This window comes from Peribacillus sp. YIM B13481 (genome assembly GCF_042787985.1).
GTDB classification, from domain to species: domain Bacteria; phylum Bacillota; class Bacilli; order Bacillales; family DSM-1321; genus Peribacillus; species Peribacillus simplex_A.
Genome location: NZ_JBHZPE010000035.1, coordinates 13,535 through 39,231, shown reverse-complemented (window position 1 = coordinate 39,231; position 25,697 = coordinate 13,535). Strand labels below are relative to the sequence as shown.

The following is a 25,697-nucleotide window of genomic DNA, read 5'->3' as shown; positions in this document are numbered from 1 at the left end:
ATTACCGAATTACGAAACTGTTTAAATCTCTAATTTATTAACGGTTCACCTTTCTTATTAAAAGGATCTGCCCCCGCTTGGATAGGTTTGCAATATATAAACTCCACGCTGAAAATCAAAAATTCGCTTCTTGAAATCCACTTTGATTTCCATCCAAAGGGGCATTCTTTGATTCTAATCAGTTCCTTCCTTCTTGAATTGTTCCCAAATTGCTTTTTTTAAAGACAAAGTATTTCTGGCCAATATAGTTCAGTACTGTATAAAAGATTGTTCCGATAAGTACAGCCACATTTTGCTGAATGGAAAAATGAACGGATGCTTCCAAGGATCCTGCAATGGCTTGTCCTAAAGAATAAGCCGCGGAATAACAAATCAGGATGACGCAAAAGAAACGGGCAACCCCTCTCCGCCAATCTATATCGCTTCTAAAAGTAAAAGTCCTGTTCAACAGAAAACTCGTTACTGCTCCCATACCATTGCCGAAAAAGGTAGAGATCCAGTAAGATAATTCAAGAACATTCATGAGAAAAAGCATGATGGAAAGTCCAACCCCTGTATTGACCATTCCAACCAATAAAAAGCGGATAAAGGAGTTAGTGTGTTTTAGATAGTTTTTCAATACTTGTCCGTTCATTATCTAGTTGCTCCCGTTTATTTAAATCGAGCGGATTAAATAAATCCAGATCCACAATATATTTAGGCCGGCGTTTGGATTCATTATAGATTTTACCGATATATTCCCCAATCAAGCCGACAGCAATCAACTGGAGTCCGCCGATCAACCAGATGGAGGTAATTAATGAGGTCCAACCAGTTTCGGTCTGCCCAAAAAACTTTAACCATAAAAAGTATGACCCAAAAAGTAAGCTAATGAAAAAGGAAAGACATCCTAGCCATAATACAAGCCGGATCGGTGTTACTGAAAAGGAAGTAATGCCATCAAGAGCAAAAGCAACCATCTTCTTAAATGGATATTTCGTTTCCCCTGCCAATCTTTCTTTGCGGTCATAATAAACAGAGTCCGTCTTAAACCCAATAAGCGGGACGATTCCCCGTAAAAAAAGATTCGTTTCTTCAAATCGTTCCAACTCCACGATCGCCCTTTTGCTCATTAGCCGGAAATCTGCATGATTATAGACAAGGTTGACCCCCATTTTGTTCATCATTTTATAAAAGCCAGTTGCAGATGTTCGTTTAAAAAATGAATCAAGGTCCCTTTTTTGGCGGACGCCATATACAATTTCACATCCTTCAGTGAATTTCCGAATGAATTCAGGGATGACTTGAATATCATCTTGTAAATCTGCATCAATTGAAATCACACAATCCGAGGCTTCCTTGGCTGTAAACAATCCGGCAAGGAGTGCATTTTGGTGGCCTGCATTCCGTGAAAGCTTTAGTCCACGAACATATTCATTGTTAATCGTTTCCTTATATATGATCTTCCATGTTTGATCTTTACTTCCATCATCAACCAATAGAATTTTACTTTGACCAGACACAACATTTTCTTCGACTAAACCCCTCACCAATCCACAAAGCTGGGAAATGGTATCCTGCAAAACACTTTCTTCGTTATAACAAGGTACAACAATCGTCACTATCGGTGAATTCACAATATCCCCCCCTTTTCAAATGACTCTGTATAAATGAATTTTCCAAACGGTCCCTTTCTTTGTGAAAATCCTATCCAGTTCCAACCCGTTTTCCTTCGCGTTGTTGATTGGTACGGCAGAAAATATATACTTGCCGCCTAATCCTTTAAACGCATCTACATTAATCTCCAAATTATCCAACTCTTTCTTCGAGCCTTTTTTGAACATATAATGCTTACCAAGCTCATCGGCAAATAGGTAACAACGTCCTCCCCATTCATCAAAGTAGATTCTGATGTTTTTATTCTTTGCCAATTCGTTTTCAATTATTTGACGAAATTGATGTTTGTATGTAAGCGGATAGAAATTGTTATAGCTATCGAGCGTGTAAAACCCATTAAATTGGGCGATAGCAGGATGTAGACCGATGCTTGCAACCCGATATTCTTCCTGTGGGAGGCCAATATGCTCTTCTATATCCTGAAAAAGGCTTTCTGCATAGAACTCTTTAAAAGATGGTTTTTTATTGTTAGTGATTTCTTCATTGAAACCCATTAAAACCATGATTTGAACGGCAATGAAGATTAAAAGGGTTTTCTTAGCAAATTCACTGTGTTCCCAGATGATTTTTATGGCGAGGGCAAACCCCAAGTAAATCACCATCGGCCTTAAAAAGTGAAATCTGGCAAAATTAAAAGTATCCAAGGTATGGAACCTTTCTGTTAAAGGAAGCCAGCCTTTATAAAACCAAAATGCATACCATGCGGAGAGCATAAAATTCAAACCGAACAAAAAAACAAAAACCCTTTCCTGTCTCCACAGTTTTTTGATCAAAATAATATAAAGGGCAAAAGCTGTAATCGGCAGGATGATAAGCGCATGTACAGTCATGACATGCGTATGTCCAAGAACGAAATTTTTGAAAGTAAGCTTAATGACCCACTCGAGCGGTAGCCTTGCGTGAAAATATTCATCCCTGCTGTTTGGCTCCGAATCAAAAATGAAAGAAGCAATCAAACGATACTCCACAAGACCAAAAATGAAGGTCATATAAACGATTGAAAGAAAAAACCTTAAATTCCAACCTTTTCTCCTAATCACATCCGTTATCCAAAGAAGGCCCATTGCAACCAGGAAAAAGAAAAAGCCAAGTACGATGCTTGAATATAGAGGTAAAAGTGTAAGGACCAAATAATTCTTCCACGAGTGGTCCTTGTTGCGGATATTCAAAAAAGCCCAAAGGGCTAGCGGCATCCCAAGCGTGCTGAGCATTCCCGATGGCCAAAATGGAGTAAGGGCAAAGGCTAAGGATGTTCCAACCCTAATCCATCCCGATTGGCGCCCTGTAATGAAATGTTTTTTTAATAGGATATACATACCAAAGAAAGCAATAAATCTTGTTAATGCCTGGCTTATTGCATATGCAACCATTGTCGGAAAAAGGGCATGAAGCCACACGATAATACTGAATTCACTGCCAAACGCATTTCGGGGCAGCCCATTCATAATCTGTGGAATTTTGGCGTTTATTGAACCAAATAACTCACCGCTTTCTGAAAGCACTTTATACCAGGCAAGGTTGGAATCCAAATTATCATGTACACGAATATGTGCATTTTCTCCAAGGATGAGTAGAGGAGAGAGATATAAAATTATGACGAGTAAAGCAAAAAGGATTTGTTTTCGCTCTTGATTTTCAATTGGCAAAATATACACCTCTTGACGAAATTCATATATCCATAATATTTACTTCAATGGTAAATCTATTCTTTTTCAGGGATTTATTTTCACCTTTTTTTGATATAGGTCAACCAATGACTACATAAAATGAAGGGTAGAACAAAAAGCGGAATAAAAGAACCTTAAAAAGGGGCTAGGCTATGATAAAGAAAGCCGTAATTCCAGCAGCCGGTTTAGGAACACGATTTTTACCTGCTACAAAAGCTCAACCAAAGGAAATGCTGCCGATTGTCGATAAGCCGACCATTCAATATATTATCGAGGAAGCGGTACAATCAGGGATTACAGATATTATCATCGTTACGGGGAAAAACAAACGTGCCATTGAAGATCATTTCGATAAATCCATAGAGCTTGAAATGCTACTACAAAAGAAAGGACAAAATGATCTGCTTACAATCGTGGAGAACATTTCCAATATGGTGGATATTCACTATGTAAGACAAAAGGAACCATTAGGTCTGGGGCATGCAGTTCTATGTGCCAAAACTTTTATCGGAGACGAACCTTTTGCCGTCCTATTAGGTGATGATATCGTGGATAGTCGTGTCCCAGCCTTGAAACAGCTAATGGAACGGTATAACAAGGTTCGAGCGAGCATTATCGGGTGTAAGGAAGTGTCACCTGCCGCTGTCTCAAAGTATGGGATTGTAAATTTCCAAGAACAATATGAGGATTTATTTCTGGTACGAAACTTAGTGGAAAAGCCAAAAGTTGAGGAGGCTCCATCAACACAGGCTATTATTGGCCGATATATTTTATCACCTGCCATTTTTGAAACCCTTGAAACCGTACAGCCCGATTGTAAGGGGGAAATCCAGCTTACCGAAGCTTTAGACCTTTTGCTGGAAAAGGAACCAATATATTCGTACATCATCGAGGGAAATCGATATGACGTCGGGGATAAATTCGGCTTTCTTCAAGCTTCAATAGATTTCGCCTTGAAACGACCTGAACTTCGCGATCAGCTAATATCTTATTTAAGACTGTTGTTTCCTTAATAAGGTTCATAAAAGCCTATGCCCAATTACCAAGATGTGATTGGGTCATTTTCATAACTTCTTGCATTTTTGATTCAATGGAAAGATTTTTTGAGTTTAGTCAGCTCCAGATACATTTTAATATGACCCCAATAACATGTTCCCGTACCAAAAGCTTAAGATCTATGAATATGAAACTGTTTATTAATGGCAAATCAAAGTGAAAATTTTGAACAGAAAAAGAATAATTTATTGTTAGTGAGGTTATGTTGATAAGGTATATCAAACATATGAGATCCAGAAAGGATTGCAGAGAATCACATGCATAAAAAAAATAATCCGATAATAACCGATGAATTTTTAGATAGTGTAGTTAAGGAAATCAATGACCTATTTGGTGGACCCATTAATGAAAAAAATGATCGTTTCCAGCATGGGGACGATCAAGAAAGAAATTGAATCCTCCTTATCCACAACAAGGAGTTTCCTCTACCGGGAAATTACCCCACATCTTCTGAATCTAGTCTCAAAAAAACTCTGGCGGTTTTTATCCAGAGTTTTTTTTATGGCTAAATGCAGGCTGACTCCCCTTCTTTTCCTATATATAGCCGTATCATAAGAAATTTAAATGTTCATTATGACTTGTCCAAACAGATTTAGCTTATCCTCATAGAATGAATATACGTAACTATTTAAAAGAAAGGGGTCAAACAACATTGAGCCACACTGATGATGGCTTCCGCAATTCTCAAAAAGTGCCAAAGGGAAGGCTGATTTCCGGACATACAAAGGAGTTTCAAAAAGATGCCCTTGGCTTTCTTACCCGATTGGCCAAGGAATATGGGGAGGTCGCAAAATTCCGTTTTGGACCATTCCAAAATGTTTACCTCGTTTCCAACCCTTATTTAATAAAACAAATACTAGTAACAAAACAAAAATCCTTCGTCAAATCAAAGGACCTCAAAGCTTTAAAACCACTTATTGGTGAAGGTCTGCTTACAAGTGAAAAGGACTTTCATATGCGCCAGAGAAGGCTTATTCAGCCCTCTTTCAAAAAGAATCATATTAGCCATTATGCCAAGGATATGATTGATATCACAATGGCTTATATATCAACTTGGGAACATAATGATGAACGGATAATTACAAAGGATATGATGGACATCACTCTGGGGATAGTCAGCAAGACCATGTTCAGCATAGAATTCACGGATGGCTCTGAAATTGTAGGGAAACCGCTGGACACTGTATTAAAAGCTGCAGTCAAAAGGATGAGATCGATTTTCCGGTTGCCATTATGGGTACCAACTAAAATCAACCGTGAATATAAAAAGGCGATAAAAAGCCTTGATAAAGTGATTTACGAAATTATTGAAAAACGGAAGACCGACACAGTAAAACATGAAGACATGCTTGGAATCCTGATGGATGCACGTGATGCCGAAGACGGATTAGGAATGACAAACCATCATTTACGTGATGAGTTAATGACCATTTTTCTTGCAGGTCATGAAACGACAGCAAATGCTCTTTCTTGGGCACTGTACGCACTTTCAATGAATCCTGAAATTCAATCTAAGCTTTTCTGTGAAGTGGATAGCATAATTGGTCGTAGGACACCCAGCCCTGACGATTTCATGAAATTACCATACACTCAAAATATCATACAAGAAACACTTCGAATGTACCCGCCAAGTTTTATGATATCCCGGGATGTGGAGGAGGATGTCGTTATAGGAGGATATCACTTTAAAAAAGGCGATATGATTATAATAAGTTCTTATGTGATGCAGCATGATCCAAAGTATTTTGAACAACCGGATTCTTTTATTCCTGAACGATTTGAAAACAACTTTTTGAAAAACCTGCCTATGTTCGCTTACCTTCCATTTGGCGGAGGACCCCGGGTTTGTATCGGCAATCATTTTGTCATGATGGAAGCAGTGCTTGTCCTGGCTTGCATTTCTCAACGATATAGGATAAAGCTTGCACCTGACCATCATGAAGTAACCCCACTTCCGTCCCTTACGCTCAGGCCTAAGCGTGGGCTGCGCATGGTCGTAGAAGAAAGAGAAGCGAGCCTTTGCACCTGAATCATCAACTTTTAAATGAATATGAATGATTCCCCATGAACAAAACATTTTTATCTCCTTTAAGAGACTGGCCTATTTTTTGAAAGGAGGGTTGAAAAATGTATATGCACCATTCACCAAAGATGGGTATCATCCACACTGAATTACAATATTTAGGGATGGCCTCGCAGGTATATACCGGTTATTTAGAATTTATAAGGGAAATTGATCCGGTACAAGAATCTGAAGACCAACAGCCGCTTCCTCTCCCCTTTTTATATGAGAACGAGTAGTCCCATTAGCCATTTCCTGCTCTAAACCTTATATGTTATAGAAAAACCGACCTATCAAGGTCGGTTTTTTGTTATTCAGCAGTATGTTCCATAACCGTAACCCTGGGCGTACCCGCCGCCAAATCCAGCTCCGCCGCAAAAGCTAGCTCCCACAATCACTAAAAGGATAAACAAAACGACTATAAAGGCGAAACCTCCGCCAAATCCAAAACCGCCATCACAACCACAATCTGACATATATGACATCTCCTTATTCGTTTTTATAGAAGGACTTGAACTGGTTACATCATCTTATTCACTACCAAACAAAATGACAGTGAAAATGCGTTTTAAGATAATTTTTTTAACTCTCGTCTCTTGTTCAATATGTATTTTTTTCGGAATGTATGCAAAATCGGCTTTTCCAAAAACCTCCGATTATTTTAAATAAAATTGCCCACATAATTTTTTCATTCCACTCTTAAAAAATCACTTATTATACTACTTTCCTTAATTTATTTCATAAAATTCAAATACTTTTAGATAATAAAGAACCCCTAAGGCATTTCTAAGAACAACCCAAAAGGGTATCCCACTTAATGGAATATTTTTAACTACATCATGTATATTTGGTGGTGTGTATTTATCCTATTTGACCCCAGATCTGATATTAAGCTACCTTATGGCCATCCCTTTCCTCACAGTTCTATTATTATCGATTAGTATTTGTTCGGTGCAATTGAAGCTGCGTAAACAATAAACCGACAAACGGGGTTTCTGGTTAAAATGGCACACATATACAACTATATTAGCTATCACATCTTTAAGCTTTATCTTTTTTGCATTTATCTTCAATAAGCAAAATATAATTGGAACTACTGTATGTCTTGTCACTTTAGCAATACTTATCCTTATTTCTTTTATTGTCAAACAAAAAAAGAAATAAGGAAAATCCCTGAATTTATTGGATTTCAGGGATTTTTTCTTTTCCAAAATTCTTATGGGAAATTGAAATTTGATTTTACAAATACTCGGATGCAACAACATTCTTGTTATATATTAAACATACATATGTTAAAATAACCAATGAACCAATCATCCTACAAATTCGAGGTGTATATATTGTCCATATCTAAAACAAATCGCTTATCCCTTGTAGAGCAAGTGGTTTCCCAAATCGAATCGTTAATCGAATCAGGTGAATGGGAAATTGGAAATCAGATTCCTCCTGAAATGGATTTGATCCAACAATTCGATGTAAGCAGAAATACATTAAGAGAAGCTGTACGATCACTTGTTTATGCAGGTCTTTTAGTGACGAAACAAGGAAAGGGAACATTTGTAAAGTCCTCAAGTGCCTTGGGGGCGGCATTTCAAAGAAGGATCCAGCAGTCAAGTTTATTAGAAACGTTAGAGGTCCGTCATGCCCTTGAAAGAGAGGGAGCTCAGTTAGCGGCACTGAGACGTAACCAGGGAGATATAGAAAGATTACGGCTTCATATAACAGCTTGCAGTAATGCGGCAAAAGCAAAGGATATCAAGGCTTACGAAGAAGCGGATATCCAGTTGCATAAATCGATTATGGGTTCATCACATAATGGTTTATTGATTGATTTGTACGAACATATGGAAGACTCCCTCCATGATTCCATCCATCAGATAGTCGAGATGAGTTCTGATGCGAACCTTCATCTGAACATCCATTGCAACCTTGTAGATGCAATCATCGAGCAAGATGTGAACCGGGCAATCGAAACAGTGAATGAATACATTGCACAATTCAAAAAGTCTTTAGAGTAAGTACGGAGGAGATTATGAGCATTCATCAAGCGGCAAATCAACTGGAACAAACAAAAATGGATATTAAACCCAGGTTAGGACTTCTCATCATCGGGATCATTCTTCTTGGTGCCAATCTGCGGGCTCCCTTAACATCTGTTGGCCCCCTTGTCACTTCGATCCGGGATAATTTAGGAATTTCCAATACACTATCAGGTTCCTTAACGACATTGCCTTTGCTTTCTTTCGCATTATTATCACCATTTGCGCCTAGGATAGCACGGCGGTTTGGAATGGAGCTCACTCTTTTCCTTTCCTTGATATTATTAACGATCGGGATTGGGATACGCTCTGTTGGCGGCGTATTGACATTGTTCATTGGGACCATTTTAATCGGGTTGGCCATCGCAATGGGCAATGTATTGTTACCCAGTCTGATAAAACATAACTTTGCTAGGAATATCGGTTTAATGACAGGGACATATGCAGTTTCCATGAATTTATGTGGCGCAATAGGTTCCGGGATCAGCATTCCCATTGCTACATCATCGGGTTTGGGTTGGGCTGGTGCCCTTGGATGCTGGGGAATTTTATCTCTTATTACGGTTTTCTTTTGGATGCCGCAATTAAGACGGCCATTCAAGTCAGGTAAGGATATACAAACGGCTCAAAAGGTTAAAAACATTAACTTATGGCGTTCTGGATTAGCCTGGCAGATTACTTTTTTCATGGGGTTGCAATCGTTTATCTTCTATACAGTAATTACCTGGATGCCGGAAATCCTGGAGCAAAAAGGTCTGAATGCTGATGAGGCTGGCTGGATGCTATCCATTATGCAGCTTGCCGTCATTCCCATAACATTCATTGTGCCAATTTTAGCTGGACGCTTACAAAGTCAGCACCTGTTAGTGGTCCCACCTGTCACCTTCCTTATTGCAGGGATATTCGGCATATTATACGGAAGCACTATATTCATACCAGTATGCATGATATTGATCGGAATTGGCGTCGGAACCATTTTCAGTTTATCCATGATGTTCTTTAGTCTTCGAACACAAAGTACCAATGAAGCGACGGAATTATCAGGAATGGCTCAATCATTCGGTTACCTCTTAGCTGCCATCGGACCGGTATTATTCGGATTGCTTCATGACGTTACACATAGCTGGACAATTCCCTTATTTATGTTGGTCGTTATTTCGGCACTTATTTTCATTGTTGGAATGCGTGCAGGAAAAAATGAATATGTAACTACAAATGAAAGTCTCTCATGAATTTTGTAAAAAAGAGCATACTTACATGATAAAGAACCTGTGAAAGCGTTAGAACAACGTGTTGTCGAATTAACGAAACGAATGATATAAGTTTAGTGTATTTGAAAAAAGCCATTGTTCCTGTTGAGCAATGGCCTAGACAGTGGACATCAAGTTTGCCTACTGTTTTTTTATGGCTTGTACAATTTGAAAGAGGGCTATCGCCAGTACAAATCACCAAAACACATTTGTGTGACATGTCATTTTTATCAAAGTGTACCGAAAGTAAAGATATCAAAAAGTAGTGACACGTCATATTGGGCACGATTATATGATAGAAGCAGATCATCTGCGTCATCATCTAGATATAAAAACCTATCTATGCGAAAAGTAAAGAAACGATTGAGCGTGTTTTCGCAGATGAAAAAAGAATAGCATGGTGCGTTGGACTACTTAAAGGGGACTTGAAAAATTGTCCATGCAGGTGATGCACTTTCGCTGCCATGAATGTAAAGAAGATGGCCAATTGGACATGGGAAGGTCAAAAAATGGCCTAACATAGTGGGCTCGTAAAGACACAATTCCTTAATATTGAGCAAAATTCAATTTCAAAAGGGGTTCGGAATGTTTTAATTCCGAACCCCTTTTATCTGAGCCATTGCTCTTGTTGAGCAATAGCCTTTTCGTATGTAATTCCTGAATCTGCAAAATGAAAAAAGACGTACAATGTGAATCGCACGCCTTTTTTGCCTACAATTATAATGACTTGGAAATCGCCATCTCCGCGTTCTCTTTTTTATGCATACTTCTTACTTTCCTCGTCTTTAAAAAAGCTCTTCATTGCGTGGAAAACATCTGCCTTTTGCTTAAGGATATAATACCTGAATTTTTCATTCTCGATATTCTTATAGGCTGTCATCAATGTAGAATGACGATTGTATTGATTGACTTCCCCATACCCGAACATATTGGAAACCTTCATGAGTTCTTCAACAAGCTTAACGCATCGAACGTTATCTGATGTGAGGTTATCACCGTCGGAAAAATGAAACGGATAGATATTGAACTTCGCAGGGTCATATTTATGATCAATAAGTTCTAATGCTTTTCGGTATACGGACGAACAAATCGTACCGCCGCTTTCCCCTTTTGAAAAAAAATCCTCTTCCGGAACCACTTTCGCTTCAGTATGATGGGCAATGAACTCGATTTCAACCGTTTCATATTTTGTCCGCAAGAAACGGTTCATCCAAAAGAAAAAGCTTCGAGCCATATATTTTTCCCACAACCCCATACTACCAGAAGTATCCATCATTGCCAGCACGACTGCTTTGGAATCAGGTTTCTGGATCTCATTCCAGGTTTTGAATTTAAAGTCTTCCTTATAAATAGGATGAAACCCTGGATCCCCGCTTAAAGCGTTCCGTTTGAAAGCCGATATCATCGTTTTCTTTTTATCGATATTTCCCATTAAGCCTGTCTTGCGGATATCGTTGAATTCGATATGTTCAAGCGTGTGCTCCGCCTGTTCTTTCTTCTGGAGATTAGGCAGTTCCAATTGGCTGAACAGGGCTTCCTCCAATTCCATCATCGACACTTCGGCTTCATAATAATCCTCACCGGCCTTATCACCTGCACCTTGGCCCTTACCGGCCCCGGCATCGGACGGTGAGCCATCCCTTGCAACCACATCCCCCACTTTACTGTCTCCATCGCCTTGCCCTACATGTTTGTTTTTATCATAGTTATAACGAATTTTGTATTCATCCAAGGAGCGAATGGGAATCTTGATAACATCCCGGCCATTAGACATTATGATGCTTTCTTCTGAAATTAGATCAGGCAAATTATTCTTGATCGCTTCCTGCACCTTTTCCTGATGACGTTGTTGATCATCATAGCCTTTCCGATGGAGGGACCAATTTTCCTGTGAGATAACATATTGTTGATTATTCTCTTCCGACATTCTCTTCCCCCCTTAAAAATGTTTGCACGCTTTTCATCATTCCTTCATATAATAAATTAGTGTGGGAAAGCCCACATCATTCCGGTGTCCCAATGAAAAATACTATGCGAAAAAACGGATTAAAAGAAAAGTATTACTCTATCTTATGCAGCGGTGCAGGATAATTTACCACAAAATTCAATAATGGACGTTTGCCTACGAACTAGACAAGTCATGACATCGACATACGGACCCTTTAAATATTTTTTTCTAATGTTAATGCAAAATAAGTATTTATCTAGAAAACGAACAGACTTATCAGTCCTGTTCGTTTTTCAGCAGGCTTCATTTATCGGATTAGATTTTTATAAGGTAACTTAAAATATCTTTTTGATGTTAGCCGGGTACAAAATCTAAAAGCAGAGACATGCAAATACATATCAAAAAATAGCAGCAATAAACCACAACAAAAGGGTGCTCCAGTAATTTTCTGGACACCCTTTTACACAGATAGAATGATTCTGGTTGTGATATTCGTCAATCTTTATCTTCCTCAATTTCATGTTGCACTGTACCTGGGCGTTTGTCCCGCTCTTTCAATTCTTCATTCGTCCTTTGATTTTCCATCTGCTTCCCAAGTTCTTTCATCTCTTCATAATCCTTAGCCATGGAGCTGTTTTCCGGAACATGTTCTCTTTTCAATTCTTCTTTACTCATTTGCTATCACCTCCACTTATTGATACCCAATATTTCCAAATCCAAAACGTAACATATCCAATGGGAAGATGGGGTATAGATAAGACATTATGAGCAAACCAAAGGAGGTGTAAGAAGGATGCAAACAACTACACTTTATGTAAAAGAAGCAACGTCAGAAGGTCCGATTCTAAATCTAGAGTCCATACTTTTAAAAACGGAAGGCGTGGAACGTGCGATCATCGATGTTGATGATGGGGAAATTAAAATCGATCATAGCGAAGACGAACTTTCCCCCGACCAACTTATCACACTTATTGAACAGTATGGCTTGAATGTAACCAAATAGGAATCCAAAGTACCGGGCTCCCCCTAGTAGGGCCCGGTACTTTTTTTAATTTTTAAATATCCGATACCCTGTCACCTTTATCAAATACTTTACCTTTCCTAAAAAAGGATATAAACCCCTACCCAATAGGGGGCAGGGGCAAGAAAGCATGCATTTACCGATTTAACAAGCTGCCCACATAGCGCAGCAAATCATTGGCCGAAGTGGAATTATAACCGTGCTCATCGATAAGTCTCGTAATGACTTCGTTCACCTTCTTCAGTTGCCTTTCGTCTGGTGTTTTCGTTGAAGTAGTGATTTTGACGACATCCTTCAAATCCGCGAATAGCTTCTTCTGGATTGCTTCCCGTAAACGATCATGTGAATTATAATCGAATCGCTTTCCTTTACGCGCATATGCAGAGATACGAATCAATATTTCTTCGCGGAATGCTTTTTTTGCATTCTCGGAAATTCCAATTTGCTCTTCAATCGAGCGCATCAATTTTTCATCCGGATTAATTTCTTCCCCTGTCAAAGGATCGCGCAGCCTTGATTTATTGCAGTATGCTTCGACATTGTCCAGATAATTATCCATGAGGATTTTCGCAGACTCTTCATATGAATAGACAAATGCCTTTTGCACTTCATTTTTTGCAATGGCATCATATTCTTTACGTGCAAGGGAAATGAAATTCAAATACCGCTCCCGAAGTTCGTTCGTAATGGACGGATGCTGATCAAGACCTGCTTTTAATGACATAAGTACATCCAATGCATTGATGGACGGATTTTCCTTACGAATGATCGTAGAGGAAATTCGGTTAATCACGTAACGTGGATCGATTCCGCTCATGCCTTCGTCCTGATATTCTTTCTTCAATTCATTGATGTCTGCGGAATTAAAGCCTTCCACATTTTCCCCATCATACAGCCTCATCTTTTTCAGTAAATCTATATCGCCCTTTTTGGGATCCTTCAAGCGGGTCATGATGCTGAAGATTGCCGCCACCCGTAATGTATGCGGGGCAATATGAACATCTGAGACATCACTTTCATGAATCATTTTTTCATAAATCTTTTCTTCCTCGGTAACCTTCAGATTATACGGAATAGGCATGACGATGATCCGCGAATGCAATGCCTCATTTTTCTTGTTGGAAATGAAAGCTTTATATTCCGTTTCATTCGTATGGGCCACGATAAGTTCATCTGCACTGATCAATGCAAAACGCCCTGCCTTAAAATTCCCCTCTTGTGTCAATGAAAGCAAATGCCATAAGAACTTCTCATCACATTTAAGCATCTCCTGGAATTCCATCATCCCGCGGTTCGCCTTGTTCAGTTCGCCATCAAAGCGATAGGCACGCGGATCCGATTCAGATCCATATTCGGCAATCGTCGAAAAATCGATGCTGCCCGTCAAATCAGCAATATCCTGTGACTTAGGATCAGAAGGACTGAATGTTCCAATTCCAACACGCTTATCCTCTGAAAGGAAAATACGCTCGACCATCACATCTTCAATCCTGCTTCCATACTCCTGTTCTAACCTCATTACATTCAGCGGCGATAGGTTTCCTTCAATCCGGATGCCGTATTCCTCATAAAAATCACCCCGTAAATACTGCGGAATGAGATGCAGTGGATCTTCATGCATCGGGCATCCTTTTATTGCGTAAATGGCACCAGAATCCTTTAATGAATAATTTTCAAGTCCACGCTTCAGTAAAGAAACGAGTGTAGACTTTCCTCCTGAGACCGGACCCATAAGAAGCAAAATCCGCTTACGGACATCCAGCCGCTTTGCCGCCGGATGGAAATATTCCTCGATGAGCCTTTCCAGTGAATCTTCAAGCCCAAACAACTGACCGCTGAAAAAATTGTATTTCTTTGACCCATTTACTTCCTCTATCCCTGCATCTCTGATCATGTTGTATACACGTGAATGAGCAGATTGAGCAACTAATGGCGTTTCTTTCAAAATTTCTAAGTACTCTGCGAAGGTGCCTTCCCACTTCAGCTTCTGTTCATCTTCTCTAAATTTTTCGATTTTCTTTAAAATATCCATTTAAGGAACCTCCCCCTGTCACTTTCAGAGAATACTTAAATCTATGCTCTAAGTCTGACAAACATGTCAGACTTTAAAAAGTGTCCGGGCATTGTTTAGAAACCTCCTGCACGCTCCATATATCGAAAAAGGCTTCATCATTGAACAATTGATGACAAATCGGCTGACAAGAAAAATAGTGTACACTACTGCTAAAAATTAGGGTATACTAAGCCTATACTTAAGTGGGACAATATGGGTAAAGGGAGGTCACATTATGGGCACAATTATTATCGTTGCAGTTGCTATTACATTTTTAGCCGCTATCTTTACTGCTGGTTATGAAGATAAACCGGGTGTCAAATAAAGAAAATATTAAGGCCTTTCTTACATTCCAAAAAAAGGGACAGCAAATTAAATTTGCTGTCCCTTTTCTTTGCACACCCATCCATATAAATAGAAAAAAGTCCTTTCGAACCCTGGAAGGATTTCTTAACTTTTAAAATAAATTATTAATAAACACTTCATTGATTTCATGCTTGCATGAAATCAATGAAGTGTCTTCATATTTTATACAGCGTTCTTTTTTTCCGTTTGAGATGTGATATCGTTCTCCAATGCTCTCAAGTCGTCGTTTACTTTTTTTCCTTGTTCCAAATATTCTGTTTGGAATCCACTCTTTATTGCCCACCTATAAAACACTAGTGATAAACATGTAATGAGGGCCATATCCCAACCAAATGGAATTACGTTAAGTCCACCAAACTTTTCACTGCCTAAATATGAAATGGTCATCATACAGATTAAGTAAACAACCATCCAAAGTCCTGCCGAAAAGTTTTGACGGAATCCTTTCCAGTTTATTTTTGCTTGATAATAGAAATAAACGGGAAGACCGATCATTATGATAAATAATACTTGACCTGTCAGCGGCCATCTTGCCCAATAAAGAACCAAAGAAGCAAAAACAAAGCCAAGTGGCGCAATGATGCTTAATCCTTTTAGACGTAATGGTCTGTACAAGTCCTTACCTGTGCGTCTTAGTGTCATAACAGTAACCGGACCTGTAATATAAGAGACTAAAGTGGCAACCGAAATTACCTCTGCTAGTACTCCCCAGCCCCTAAACATGAATAAAAATAAGAAAGATACACCTAGATTTAAAAACATGGCTTGACGCGGGATACCATAAAGAGGATGAAGTTTTCCAAACACGCTTGGTAAATATTTATTCTTTTCCATTCCATAAATCATTCGTGACGTTGTCGCCGTGTATGTTATTCCTGTCCCGGAAGGGGAAATAAAAGCATCGACGTATAGTAAAATGACTAGCCAGTTTATGCCTAAAACAATTGCTAAGTCAGCAAACGGTGAATTGAAATTCAAATGATGCCATCCGTTCACAATCATGGACGGATCAACGGCTCCAATAAACGCAATCTGTAATAAAACATAGATAACCGTTGCAATTAAAATGGAGCCAATCACTGCAATTGGGATCGAACGTCCAGGATTCTTTGCCTCACCTGCCATATTAATCGGACTTTGAAAACCGTTAAACGCAAAGATTATTCCAGAAGTCGCTACTGCAGTAAGTACACTTGCCCAACCATTAGGTGCCATACTTCCCGCTGACGTAAAATTGGATGCATGAAAACCAGCAAATAAAAGTGATCCAATCGTAAGTCCAGGTATAATAACCTTAAAGACTGTAATAAATGAGTTAGCTTTTGAAAACAAACTAACTGTCCAGTAATTTAATAAAAAGTAGACGATAAGTAATGCAGAGGCAATTGCCAAGCCTCCCCCTGTAAGACTTCCATTTTTCACTAAACCATGTGTCCACTGCGCCCATTCCCATGGCCATGAGCTCATATATTGAACTGAAGCAATCGCTTCAACTGGAATTACGGAAACAATTGCAATCCAGTTTGCCCAACCTGCAAGAAACCCTATGAACGAACCATGAGAGTACTGCGTGTATTTTACCATTCCCCCAGCTTCAGGAAACATTGCCCCTAATTCACTGTAAGAAAGTGCAATAAATAATATAACAACCATTCCTATAATCCAAGAGATAATGGCAGCTGGTCCTGCGATTTGTGCCGCTCTCCAAGCTCCAAATAACCAACCTGATCCAATAATAGACCCGAGTCCTACCATCGTTAATGAGAACGTTCCCATCTTTCGCTGTAAATTATTCATATGTTCATCACCATGCTTTCCAAAAATTCATTCCTTTAAATAACGTTTTAAAGTAACTGGATTTATGATTTGTGCTAGTGTACGCCCAAATAAATCTTAATGTAATTGCTGCATTCAGATCACCTCTTATTAAGCGCCTAACTTTTGATTGGAATATCTTAAGGTTGTCCCCTTTATGAGAACAATATTTTCTGCTTTTTTAGAAAATGCTTAGATCCCATTCTTCTGCCATATGTTTCAATAGCATACTACCTGTCACGCTATTCCCATATTCATCAATTGCCGGCGCATAAATACCAATACCACATCCACCTTTGAAGGGCATTCCGCTTCTGGCACTTGGAGGAACTGATGCCATAATTCCACCCGATACTCCACTTTTGGCTGGCACCCCAACAAAAGCCGCAAATTTCCCCGAAGCATTGTACATTCCACAAGTAAGCATTAACGCTTTGGCTAGTTTAGCCACTTTTTTAGGGAGAACTTGTACTTGACGTATAGGATGGTATCCATCTAGTGCGAGAATCAATCCAATCAGGGCTATGTCTTCTGTAGTCACTTCTATGGAACATTGCTTCAGGTAAACCTCTAAAGCCTCCTCTACATCAGATTCTAAATAATTCATCTCTTTTAAATAATGTGCTAAAGCTCTATTTCTATGAGCGGTTAGCACCTCAGATTGAAACACTTCCTCATTGATGATTGGGCGCTTCCCTAACAAATTTTCAAATAATGCAAGGAGAAATTCCAATTTTTTTTGTGAAGACTCCCCTGGCAGAAGCGAAGCTACAGTAATCGCCCCAGCATTTATCATAGGATTAAACGGTTTTCCTGGCTTATGCATTTCTAAACGAATGATTGAATTGAAAGCATCCCCAGTTGGTTCCACATCGACCCTATCCAACACATAAGAAATGCCGCAACCCAAGCATGCTGCTATAAAGCTGACCACTTTTGAAATACTTTGTAACGTGAAAGGGACTTCCCAATCTCCTGACTTTATCATGTTTCCACCTGGCTCTAGTATGCAAATACCTAACTGCGATAAGTGTGTATTCCTCAACGCAGGTATATAATTGGCGGTTTGTCCTTCAGTAGCATAGGGTTTGTAATTTGCTACCCATTCATCCAAGCAGGCTTGCTTTTGATTATTAACATGAATGTTATAATCTTTTGTTAATTCTCCAACCACTTTCTTCCACCTCTTCATTGTTGTGCTTAACTTTAATGGATTAGATGAAAACATAATGAATATTCTAAATATTGTTAAGCGCTTTCAAAAGTTTTTACCTACCTTGAATTTTAAAACGGGAACTACATAATCTTACAAAAACCTACAAAATCTAAAAAATAAAAATCCTTTAAAAGCAAAAACGGGATTCTTTTCACATGTTTTGATACTATTTTTGTGGATAGAAAAAAAGATTGTTTTTTCCGTATTTTTACTAATACGTTCTATTAAGCAAAGTAAGCATTGTATTGAAGCCGCTGAAACTGTATACTGATTTTTTAAACAATTGGGAGGTGAACGCCTTGAATCTCGGTACGTTAATGAAAAAAGAGGTCAATATCCTTGCTCTGATGTTGTTAACAGTGCCATTAGCTGGTGAATTGAGTTTTTATCCTTTAAATGAAACGTTTCGGATAAGTTTTGGTCCGCCTGCACTTTTCTTCTTTTTACTATTATTACAGAAAACACCTGCTATTTTATCGGGTGCCTTGACAGGAACGATGGTTGTGTTATTTCGTATCCTAATAGACTTTTTCACAAATGATAATTTTCACTGGGCGTCCACTTTTCAAGAACAGTATCCCAGTTTTTTCTTTTATTTCACCTATTCCTTTCTTTTTTCTTTAGTGAAAATCAACCGCTTTCAAAACCGGTCTTTGATTATTGGATTTATTGGCCTCATTATCGAAATATTATCCGACACTGCAGAATTAATCATTCAATATTTTGTATTAGAAACAACAATTACGTTAGGTTCATTAAATGAGATGATCGTGATCGCATTCGGACACAGTTTTATCGTTTTAAGCTTTTTTAATATGATGAAACTTTATGAGGCACAATCAAGAGAAAGGCAAATCAGAAAACAAAATGAACACATGCTGATGCTCATTTCCAATTTATATGAGGAAACGATTCATTTAAGAAAAACATTAAAAAATGCAGAGAATATAACAAAGGAATCGTATGATTTGTATCGCGATTTAAAAGAACGGGAAAAACGGGAAAAGCAACCCCATGTTCTTACACAGCAATATAGTCAAAGAGCATTGCGCATTGCGGGTGAAATGCATGAAGTTAAGAAAGATAATCAACGGATTTTTGCTGGTCTCTCTAAATTGATTTCTAATGAGAGTTTTAAGGATTATATGGAAGCTGCTGAACTTATTCGATTAATTATCCGAATTAATGAAAAATATGCCTTATCACTTGGAAAGGATATTCAATTTGAATACTCTTTAGATGGAAACACCGATTCACATTATCATGTATATACCGTATTATCTCTTTTCAATAATTTAGTCGCAAATGCAGTGGAGGCAATTAAAGAAAAGGGAATCATTAGTTTAAGTTTGAGTGAACTTTGCGATAATGTAGAATTTAAAGTTGCTGATAATGGTCCTGGGATCCCTAAAAAATATCAGACCGTTATATTTAAACCTGGATTCACTTCAAAATATGATCATTTCGGGACCCCTTCAACAGGGATTGGACTCTCATATGTTAAAGAAGTTGTGAAAGAACTGGGAGGGGATATCCTATTAGAGAGTAAGATTGACGGCGCTGTTTTTTCTATAAAGTTACCAATCCATAAGTTGATACAGAAAGGATGATTCCATGCGTTTTTTTATAACAGATGATGATTGTGCTATACGTTCGAACTTAAGCCAAATTATAGAGAACGAAGATTTAGGAGAAGTGGTAGAGGAAGCGGAAGATGGCAGTCAATTAGAAGGACATATTTTGAATTTAAAACAAATTGATATATTATTTATTGATTTATTAATGCCCATCCGGGATGGCATTGAGACACTTCGTCATATAAAAAGTACATTTAATGGAAAAATAATAATGATTTCACAGGTTGAATCAAAAGAGCTGATTGGTGAGGCATACTCACTCGGAATCGATTATTATATTACTAAACCAATTAATCGCATTGAAATATTAACAGTTATCCGAAAGGTCATGGAACGTATTCATTTAGAAAGATCGATCACTAATATCCAAGCCTCTTTAAATAGTGTATTGAATTTTGAACAGCCAAAGGCTGATAAATCAAATAATTTTAATGAAAAAAGCATAAAAGAGGTGGGCGAATTTTTATTATCGGAATTAGGGGTTGTGGGAGAAAATGGGGCAAAGGATTTAATTGAAATGCTTCAGTATTTATTCATGTATGAACGGACATTTACTTTTGAACAGCATTTCCCGACTCTTAAAGATATCTTTGAAGAAATTACAAAAAAAAAGCTCGGAGCATCAGCTGCGCAAGTTGATATTAATCGAGAAATGAAAGCTGCCGAACAGCGAATACGCAGAACGATCAACCATTCGTTAAATCATTTTGCTTCGCTCGGTTTAACGGATTTTTCAAATCCAAAGTTTGAAAATTACGCTTCTAAATTTTTTGATTTCACAGTCGTTCGCCAAAAGATGAAAGAACTGCAAAATGATTCAACGATCGTCCTTACTCCTACCCGGGTAAATACAAAAAAATTCATTCAAGTATTTTTTTTCGAAGCGAAACGATTGAATCCAGAGGAAATAAATAGATATAGATAAATTCCATAATTAAAAATAAATAACTATGGAATTTTGTTTGATTCTACAAAAGGAAGTGCTCAAAAAAAGCGTAAAATCCCCTGAAAGATTTCAAGGGATTTTAGCAATGAACTCACTTCTTCAACAATAAATACATGAAATAAGGAGCACCGATCAATGCAACCATGATACCTGCAGGAATCCCCTCAGGTTCAACAATATTACGACCTATTGTATCGGCAAGCAACAATAGCCATCCACCGATTAAAATGGCAACTGGAATGAATAATTGATTTCGAGGTCCCACCAAAGATTTTGCTATATGGGGGGCCATGAGTCCAATGAATGCAATTCCGCCTGTAACAGAAACGGCAGCCGCAGCCAGTGCGACAGCTGTGATTAGCAATACGATCCGTTCCTTTTCAATCGATACGCCCACTCCAATTGCGATTGGTTCACTTAAACCAAGCAGATTCAAACGGTTTGCTTTATATAAAGTGAATGGAATGAGGATGATTAACCATGGAAGAATAGCCCAAATGAAGGGCCAATCCGTACCCCATATATTTCCCGCCAACCATTTTGCAATGAAATCGACTTTTGCCCGTTCCGCTGATGAAATGAGGACAATCATCAAGCCTGAAAGCGCCATTGAAAATCCTACGCCAATCAAAACTAACCGAACAGGTTCAAGGCCAGCCCCTTTCTTAAATGAGAGTATATATATTAAACAGGCCGCCAGTAACGCGCCTATAAAAGCGACAAGTGGGATCATGTAAACAAACGAACCTGTATCAATCGGGAAAAACAAAAAGAAAGCGGCAATGGCAACACCAGCTCCTGAGTTGATTCCGATGATTCCGGGATCGGCTAAATCATTACGTGTGATTCCCTGTAAAATGGCTCCCGACAGTGCAAGGGCCATGCCTGCTAAAAGGGTAATGATGATCCGCGGTAATCGGACAGAATATAAAATGAATTCCTCTTTAAACGTCCCTTGCCCGAAAAGCGTTGGAATCAGTCGCCCTAAAGAAAGATTCGAATACCCCGAACATGTCCCAATAATGATCGTTATGATTATGAGTGCGAATAATGCACCTAATATCCATCGCTGTTTTTTGATTAAAGCTGACTGGATCATGAAAATGATTTACCTCCTTTACGCACGATTAGGAGGAAGAAAGGTAAACCTATCATCGCAACAACCGCTACCACAGGTGTTTCATATGGAGAATTTATTGTCCGGCCTATCGTATCGGCAAGAAGCATGAAAGTGGCGCCTGAAATCGCTGACATAGGCAGGATGAATCGATAATCCGTACCAACGATTGCCCTAACCATATGGGGGACCATTAACCCGATGAATACCATATTCCCAACAAGAGCAACGGCAGCACCAGCTAGGAGAATGATGACTACGAAGAGGACCGCCTTTATTTGTGTTGTCTTTTGACCTAATCCTAACGCCACTTCTTCACTTAAGCTAAGTATTGTGAGCTGTCTAGAAAAGATAAAGGAGATCAGGATGCCTATTACAATAACTGGGACGATTACACGGAGCTGCCCCCATGATGTTCCGATATTCCCGCCTGCAGTCCACATCGAAACATCCTTTGATACCTTGAAATAAATACCGACCCCTTCCGAAACGGCAAATAGGAATGCAGAGACTGCAGCACCAGCCAATACGATCCGTAAAGGAGAAAATCCTCCCTTTTTCATCGCACCTATGCCGAAAACCATGGTAGCCCCCACTGCGGATCCAATAAAACACGCAGTCATTATCCCTAAGTTATTAGCTGAAGGAATAAATGCCAAAGTTATGGCGAGACCTGCATTGGCACCTGCCGTCAATCCAAGCAACCCTGGATCAGCAAGTGGATTTCTAGTCATTCCCTGCATGATGGCACCAGAAACGGCAAGTGCCGCACCAACAAAGATTGCACCCACTTCACGAGGGAACCGGATTTCCCGAATGATGGAAATCTTATCACCGGTAGCATTTGATGTCAGTGCTTGCCAGACATCTTTGACGGTAGCATCTGCCGCACCAAATGCCATCGAAATAAAGAACATGCCCATGGATGCAGCAATCCCGATGATCAGTTTATATATAAATGGGATGAAACGTTTATTCTCATTAGTCATCTGTCTCTCATCTCTTTATTTATAGAATAAAAGGAGAGGTATTTGAATCCCTCTCCTCGCTGTATTATTTACCTAGAAAACCTTTGGAAAAGAAGTCTATTTGGTAATCTAATGTTATTGGATCATTGAAGTAAAATTCTTTCGCATTAGCTTCAAATAGTTGATTGTTTTTAACAGCAGGAATGTTTTTATACGTATCTGTTTGTTGGAATGAATTATCCTCATCTTTATTATTACTCAAAATCACATAATCACCGGCATAGTCTGCCAGAACTTCTAAAGATAAAGCAAAGTAACCATCTTTCAACGCCACTTCTTTTACTTTTTCAGGCATGGCCAAATTCATTTCTTGATAAAGGATTTCCGTTCCACGTCCCCAATTATCACCAAATACATAGAAATGTTTGTCAAACTTTTCAAATACGGAAACGGTAGTATCTTCACCGATTTTAGCTTTTATGTCTTCACCGGTTGTTTTTGCACGTTTTTTGAAATCATCCACCCAAGCCTGGGCTTCTTTTTCTTTATTCAAAAGCTTACCAATTTCTATGTGCTGCGTTAAATAGTCCACTTTTCCGTATGTATACGTAACGGTTGGAGCAATTTCACTTAATTTATCGACATTTTTAATCGTTGATAAACCAATGATTAAATCCGGATTCAACTCCATGATCTTTTCCAGGTTTTCGTCCGTCACTTCTTCGACATCCTTTAGTTCTTTAAAGTTCGGGTTCATTTTAGACCAGGAATCTACCCCTACAAGGTTAACATCCAAAGCCATTACGTTACCTGCGAAAGTAGATAGTACTACAACGCGCTTTGGATCTGCAGGAACTTCAACAGGGCCGTTCTCAGATTGGTAAGTGATTGTACCTGATTTTTCCTTTTTGGAAGTGGAGCCTTTTTCTTTTTTGGTCGACTCGTTACCACAAGCACTAATAATTAACACTAACAGCAGTATAAACGGGATCATTATCTTTTTCATTTGATGTCAAATCTCCTTTTAATAAATTGTAGGTGCTGCACATTGGTTTGTTCGTTCGTTGATCTCGTCCGATTACCGCATCAATATGGAATACTTCCTTAAGCACATCATGAGTGATGACTTCTTCACAATCTCCTGCTTTGACTATTTCCCCTTCTTTTAAGGCAATGATATAGTCGGCAAAGCGAGCAGCTTGGTTTAAATCATGAAGGACCATGACAATCGTACGTCCCTGTTCTACATTCAGCCTCTGTAATAGTTCTAAAACCTCTAGTTGATGCGCCATATCCAAATAGGTGGTCGGCTCATCGAGGAAGATGATTTCCGTTTCCTGGGCAAGGGCCATGGCAATCCAAACACGCTGGCGCTGGCCACCTGAAAGAGCATCCACCGGACGGAACTTAAAGTCTTTCATGCCGGTCACTTCAAGTGCCCAATCAATCACATCATAGTCCTTTTGGGTCAGACGCCCAAAACCTTTTTGATAGGGAAAGCGCCCATATGATACGAGCTCGCCAACTGTCAAACCACTTGCACTCTCGGGTGTCTGCGGAAGTATGGCCATTTTTCTTGCAAGGATCTTAGTGCTTTCTTTTGAGATATTCACCCCATCTAAAATAACCGTACCTGATTGGTTTGGAATGATCCGGGTGATCGCTTTCAAAAGTGTGGATTTCCCACATCCATTTGAACCGATGATCGTTGTGATTTTTTTATCTGGAATTTCCACACTGAGATCTTTTACAATTAAATGTTCATCGTACCCAATATTTAAATTCTCTGTATATAGGCGAACCATTTTTTAACCTCCATTTACTGAAAAATAGGTAAGTAAAGACTCAATTGAAAATGATTATCATTACCAATACTTTAATCCTATAATTCTATCTAAATATATTGTCAATAGTTAGTTCATGGGTATATAAGAAGACAACCTTTTAGAACTTTCGCCTGAAAAGTTTTACCAATTGATAAATGAAAACAGTGAAGATCCCGGAAATAATTCCGGGATCTTCACTGTTTGGCGCATGCTCAGGATTTTGAAAGGATGTCCCTTAAGTCATCAATCAATGTTTCTTAAATCCTTGCTTCTCCACGTAATCTTTCATGTACAGCCTGCTTTTTTTTCCAAGCATGCCAGCCATTTGCTCGGTCCAGGTGTCTTTTCGTTTACCTTTAGTCCGGCTTTCGTAATAACTGGAAATCGTTTCATTGTACTCTTCAAGTTGTCCGATGAACTCCTGCTTATCCTCCTGATATCCATTTTCATGATAGATATTGGACTTCGGCAAACGGGGCTTTTTATCCGAACGGTTTTTCGGATATCCAACCACTAAAGCGAATAATGGAATAACCCGGTGCGGTATATTCAAAACCTCAGACACTTCCGGGAGATTATTGCGTATCCCGCCGATATAGCAAATGCCAAGTTCCATCGATTCTGCGGCCAATGCTGCATTTTGAGCCGCCAGAGCAGCGTCAATACAGGCAACCATGAATTTCTCCGTACTTTCAATCGATTCAGTCAGGTCCATGTTTTCCATTTCGGAAACCATATCCTGACGATATAAATCGGCGCAAAAGACGAATAGATGTCCATTCTTCTCTACATAAGATTGTGGTCCGGCAAGTTCAGCAAGCTTGGCTTTCTTTTCCGGATCGGTTATCCCTATGATTGAATACGCTTGAATATAACTTGAAGTCGATGCAGCCTGGGCGCATTCCACAATCGTATTGATTTGCTCCTCAGACAATGGCTTGTCCTCAAAAGAACGAATGGAACGGTGATCTAAAATCTTCTCAATTATTTTATTCAAAGCTCTCACCCCTATTGAATATGTAAAGTGAAAAATCCATCATCGGGGCTGTAATTC

General features: G+C 38.9%; 22 protein-coding genes and 1 pseudogene. 9 read left to right on the top strand and 14 right to left on the bottom strand.

Going from position 1 to position 25,697, the window contains the following annotated elements; genetic code table 11:
- Positions 1 to 178 precede the first annotated feature (178 nt).
- Genes ACFX4X_RS18020 through ACFX4X_RS18010 form a run of 3 tightly spaced genes read right to left on the bottom strand, consistent with a single transcriptional unit; the run spans position 179 to position 3,302 of the window.
- Complete coding sequence (locus ACFX4X_RS18020; protein ID WP_289320936.1) at positions 179 to 634, bottom strand: GtrA family protein; 456 nt, start codon at positions 632 to 634, stop codon at positions 179 to 181.
- Positions 594 to 1,616 carry a glycosyltransferase family 2 protein gene (locus ACFX4X_RS18015; protein WP_089364585.1) on the bottom strand — a complete coding sequence of 341 codons (1,023 nt, stop codon included), beginning with the start codon at positions 1,614 to 1,616 and terminating at the stop codon, positions 594 to 596. Before ACFX4X_RS18015 ends, ACFX4X_RS18020 begins: the two co-directional genes overlap by 41 nt.
- A gap of 15 nt (positions 1,617 to 1,631) precedes the next feature.
- Complete coding sequence (locus tag ACFX4X_RS18010; protein WP_375166254.1) at positions 1,632 to 3,302, bottom strand: DUF6044 family protein; 1,671 nt, start codon at positions 3,300 to 3,302, stop codon at positions 1,632 to 1,634.
- 173 nt (positions 3,303 to 3,475) lie between these two features.
- On the opposite strand from ACFX4X_RS18010, the gene galU reads away from it, so the two are divergent.
- From galU to ACFX4X_RS17995, 3 genes are all read left to right on the top strand, one after another.
- Positions 3,476 to 4,336 (top strand): UTP--glucose-1-phosphate uridylyltransferase GalU, encoded by an 861-nt coding sequence (gene galU, locus ACFX4X_RS18005; RefSeq protein ID WP_089364586.1) that lies wholly within the window; start codon positions 3,476 to 3,478, stop codon positions 4,334 to 4,336.
- Positions 4,337 to 5,031: 695 nt separating this feature from the next.
- Positions 5,032 to 6,408, top strand: a complete 1,377-nt coding sequence (locus ACFX4X_RS18000) for a cytochrome P450 (protein ID WP_377385115.1) — start codon at positions 5,032 to 5,034, stop codon at positions 6,406 to 6,408.
- 98 nt (positions 6,409 to 6,506) lie between these two features.
- Positions 6,507 to 6,680 carry a hypothetical protein gene (locus ACFX4X_RS17995; RefSeq protein WP_155727224.1) on the top strand — a complete coding sequence of 58 codons (174 nt, stop codon included), beginning with the start codon at positions 6,507 to 6,509 and terminating at the stop codon, positions 6,678 to 6,680.
- A gap of 75 nt (positions 6,681 to 6,755) precedes the next feature.
- On the opposite strand, the gene ACFX4X_RS17990 is transcribed toward ACFX4X_RS17995, so the two are convergent.
- Positions 6,756 to 6,926, bottom strand: coding sequence for a YjcZ family sporulation protein (locus ACFX4X_RS17990; RefSeq protein WP_089364588.1), 171 nt, complete (start codon positions 6,924 to 6,926; stop codon positions 6,756 to 6,758).
- A 301-nt stretch (positions 6,927 to 7,227) separates the two neighbouring features.
- Between ACFX4X_RS17990 and ACFX4X_RS17985 the strand changes: the two are divergent.
- From ACFX4X_RS17985 to ACFX4X_RS17975, 3 genes and pseudogenes are all read left to right on the top strand, one after another.
- Positions 7,228 to 7,419 (top strand): annotated as a pseudogene (locus tag ACFX4X_RS17985) (amino acid permease); the annotation flags it as partial.
- 362 nt (positions 7,420 to 7,781) lie between these two features.
- Entirely contained in the window at positions 7,782 to 8,459 is a 678-nt protein-coding gene (locus ACFX4X_RS17980; protein WP_377385112.1) for a FadR/GntR family transcriptional regulator, read from the top strand.
- A gap of 14 nt (positions 8,460 to 8,473) precedes the next feature.
- Complete coding sequence (locus tag ACFX4X_RS17975) at positions 8,474 to 9,712, top strand: CynX/NimT family MFS transporter (protein WP_377385110.1); 1,239 nt, start codon at positions 8,474 to 8,476, stop codon at positions 9,710 to 9,712.
- A 775-nt stretch (positions 9,713 to 10,487) separates the two neighbouring features.
- Here ACFX4X_RS17975 and yhbH read toward each other — a convergent pair.
- Both yhbH and ACFX4X_RS17965 read right to left on the bottom strand, forming a co-directional pair.
- The gene (gene yhbH, locus ACFX4X_RS17970) at positions 10,488 to 11,657 is read right to left on the bottom strand and encodes a sporulation protein YhbH (RefSeq protein WP_089364591.1); all 1,170 of its coding nucleotides are present in this window, start codon (positions 11,655 to 11,657) and stop codon (positions 10,488 to 10,490) included.
- 516 nt (positions 11,658 to 12,173) lie between these two features.
- On the bottom strand, positions 12,174 to 12,353 hold the full coding sequence (locus ACFX4X_RS17965; RefSeq protein ID WP_089364592.1) for a hypothetical protein: 180 nt from the start codon (positions 12,351 to 12,353) through the stop codon (positions 12,174 to 12,176).
- 118 nt (positions 12,354 to 12,471) lie between these two features.
- On the opposite strand from ACFX4X_RS17965, the gene ACFX4X_RS17960 reads away from it, so the two are divergent.
- Positions 12,472 to 12,681 (top strand): hypothetical protein, encoded by a 210-nt coding sequence (locus ACFX4X_RS17960; RefSeq protein WP_061461829.1) that lies wholly within the window; start codon positions 12,472 to 12,474, stop codon positions 12,679 to 12,681.
- A gap of 154 nt (positions 12,682 to 12,835) precedes the next feature.
- On the opposite strand, the gene ACFX4X_RS17955 is transcribed toward ACFX4X_RS17960, so the two are convergent.
- The 3 genes from ACFX4X_RS17955 to ACFX4X_RS17945 all read right to left on the bottom strand — a co-directional run bounded on the left by ACFX4X_RS17955 (position 12,836) and on the right by ACFX4X_RS17945 (position 18,125).
- The gene (locus tag ACFX4X_RS17955; RefSeq protein ID WP_061461828.1) at positions 12,836 to 14,731 is read right to left on the bottom strand and encodes a PrkA family serine protein kinase; all 1,896 of its coding nucleotides are present in this window, start codon (positions 14,729 to 14,731) and stop codon (positions 12,836 to 12,838) included.
- Positions 14,732 to 15,280: 549 nt separating this feature from the next.
- Positions 15,281 to 16,915: a glutamate/serine transporter AimA gene (locus tag ACFX4X_RS17950; RefSeq protein ID WP_284471656.1), complete on the bottom strand. Its 1,635-nt coding sequence runs from the start codon at positions 16,913 to 16,915 to the stop codon at positions 15,281 to 15,283.
- A gap of 199 nt (positions 16,916 to 17,114) precedes the next feature.
- Positions 17,115 to 18,125, bottom strand: coding sequence for a glutaminase (locus ACFX4X_RS17945; RefSeq protein WP_375166313.1), 1,011 nt, complete (start codon positions 18,123 to 18,125; stop codon positions 17,115 to 17,117).
- A 314-nt stretch (positions 18,126 to 18,439) separates the two neighbouring features.
- On the opposite strand from ACFX4X_RS17945, the gene ACFX4X_RS17940 reads away from it, so the two are divergent.
- Together ACFX4X_RS17940 and ACFX4X_RS17935 are read left to right on the top strand one after the other, a co-directional pair.
- Complete coding sequence (locus ACFX4X_RS17940) at positions 18,440 to 19,759, top strand: sensor histidine kinase (RefSeq protein WP_284149580.1); 1,320 nt, start codon at positions 18,440 to 18,442, stop codon at positions 19,757 to 19,759.
- Positions 19,760 to 19,763: 4 nt separating this feature from the next.
- Positions 19,764 to 20,711 (top strand): response regulator, encoded by a 948-nt coding sequence (locus tag ACFX4X_RS17935; protein WP_284471657.1) that lies wholly within the window; start codon positions 19,764 to 19,766, stop codon positions 20,709 to 20,711.
- 112 nt (positions 20,712 to 20,823) lie between these two features.
- On the opposite strand, the gene ACFX4X_RS17930 is transcribed toward ACFX4X_RS17935, so the two are convergent.
- The 5 genes from ACFX4X_RS17930 to nfsA all read right to left on the bottom strand — a co-directional run bounded on the left by ACFX4X_RS17930 (position 20,824) and on the right by nfsA (position 25,640).
- Positions 20,824 to 21,831, bottom strand: coding sequence for a FecCD family ABC transporter permease (locus ACFX4X_RS17930; protein WP_377385107.1), 1,008 nt, complete (start codon positions 21,829 to 21,831; stop codon positions 20,824 to 20,826).
- Positions 21,828 to 22,838, bottom strand: a complete 1,011-nt coding sequence (locus tag ACFX4X_RS17925) for a FecCD family ABC transporter permease (RefSeq protein WP_377385105.1) — start codon at positions 22,836 to 22,838, stop codon at positions 21,828 to 21,830. Before ACFX4X_RS17925 ends, ACFX4X_RS17930 begins: the two co-directional genes overlap by 4 nt.
- 64 nt (positions 22,839 to 22,902) lie before the next feature.
- On the bottom strand, positions 22,903 to 23,823 hold the full coding sequence (locus tag ACFX4X_RS17920; RefSeq protein ID WP_377385103.1) for an iron-hydroxamate ABC transporter substrate-binding protein: 921 nt from the start codon (positions 23,821 to 23,823) through the stop codon (positions 22,903 to 22,905).
- Positions 23,774 to 24,622 (bottom strand): ABC transporter ATP-binding protein, encoded by an 849-nt coding sequence (locus ACFX4X_RS17915; protein ID WP_377385101.1) that lies wholly within the window; start codon positions 24,620 to 24,622, stop codon positions 23,774 to 23,776. Before ACFX4X_RS17915 ends, ACFX4X_RS17920 begins: the two co-directional genes overlap by 50 nt.
- A 268-nt stretch (positions 24,623 to 24,890) precedes the next feature.
- Positions 24,891 to 25,640 carry an oxygen-insensitive NADPH nitroreductase gene (gene nfsA, locus ACFX4X_RS17910; RefSeq protein WP_377385099.1) on the bottom strand — a complete coding sequence of 250 codons (750 nt, stop codon included), beginning with the start codon at positions 25,638 to 25,640 and terminating at the stop codon, positions 24,891 to 24,893.
- Between the last annotated feature and the right edge of the window lie 57 nt (positions 25,641 to 25,697).

What these genes read in the sequence shown, in the direction of transcription:
- ACFX4X_RS17955 (WP_061461828.1), bottom strand. Translation starts at nt 14,731, where the DNA reads ATGGATATTTTAAAGAAAATCGAAAAATTTAGAGAAGATGAACAGAAG.
- galU (WP_089364586.1), top strand. Translation starts at nt 3,476, where the DNA reads ATGATAAAGAAAGCCGTAATTCCAGCAGCCGGTTTAGGAACACGATTT.
- yhbH (WP_089364591.1), bottom strand. Translation starts at nt 11,657, where the DNA reads ATGTCGGAAGAGAATAATCAACAATATGTTATCTCACAGGAAAATTGG.
- ACFX4X_RS17965 (WP_089364592.1), bottom strand. Translation starts at nt 12,353, where the DNA reads ATGAGTAAAGAAGAATTGAAAAGAGAACATGTTCCGGAAAACAGCTCC.
- ACFX4X_RS17930 (WP_377385107.1), bottom strand. Translation starts at nt 21,831, where the DNA reads ATGATCCAGTCAGCTTTAATCAAAAAACAGCGATGGATATTAGGTGCA.
- ACFX4X_RS17950 (WP_284471656.1), bottom strand. Translation starts at nt 16,915, where the DNA reads ATGAATAATTTACAGCGAAAGATGGGAACGTTCTCATTAACGATGGTA.
- ACFX4X_RS17935 (WP_284471657.1), top strand. Translation starts at nt 19,764, where the DNA reads ATGCGTTTTTTTATAACAGATGATGATTGTGCTATACGTTCGAACTTA.
- ACFX4X_RS17995 (WP_155727224.1), top strand. Translation starts at nt 6,507, where the DNA reads ATGTATATGCACCATTCACCAAAGATGGGTATCATCCACACTGAATTA.
- ACFX4X_RS17925 (WP_377385105.1), bottom strand. Translation starts at nt 22,838, where the DNA reads ATGACTAATGAGAATAAACGTTTCATCCCATTTATATATAAACTGATC.
- ACFX4X_RS17990 (WP_089364588.1), bottom strand. Translation starts at nt 6,926, where the DNA reads ATGTCATATATGTCAGATTGTGGTTGTGATGGCGGTTTTGGATTTGGC.
- ACFX4X_RS17975 (WP_377385110.1), top strand. Translation starts at nt 8,474, where the DNA reads ATGAGCATTCATCAAGCGGCAAATCAACTGGAACAAACAAAAATGGAT.
- ACFX4X_RS17945 (WP_375166313.1), bottom strand. Translation starts at nt 18,125, where the DNA reads ATGAAGAGGTGGAAGAAAGTGGTTGGAGAATTAACAAAAGATTATAAC.
- ACFX4X_RS17960 (WP_061461829.1), top strand. Translation starts at nt 12,472, where the DNA reads ATGCAAACAACTACACTTTATGTAAAAGAAGCAACGTCAGAAGGTCCG.
- ACFX4X_RS18020 (WP_289320936.1), bottom strand. Translation starts at nt 634, where the DNA reads ATGAACGGACAAGTATTGAAAAACTATCTAAAACACACTAACTCCTTT.
- ACFX4X_RS17915 (WP_377385101.1), bottom strand. Translation starts at nt 24,622, where the DNA reads ATGGTTCGCCTATATACAGAGAATTTAAATATTGGGTACGATGAACAT.
- ACFX4X_RS17920 (WP_377385103.1), bottom strand. Translation starts at nt 23,823, where the DNA reads ATGAAAAAGATAATGATCCCGTTTATACTGCTGTTAGTGTTAATTATT.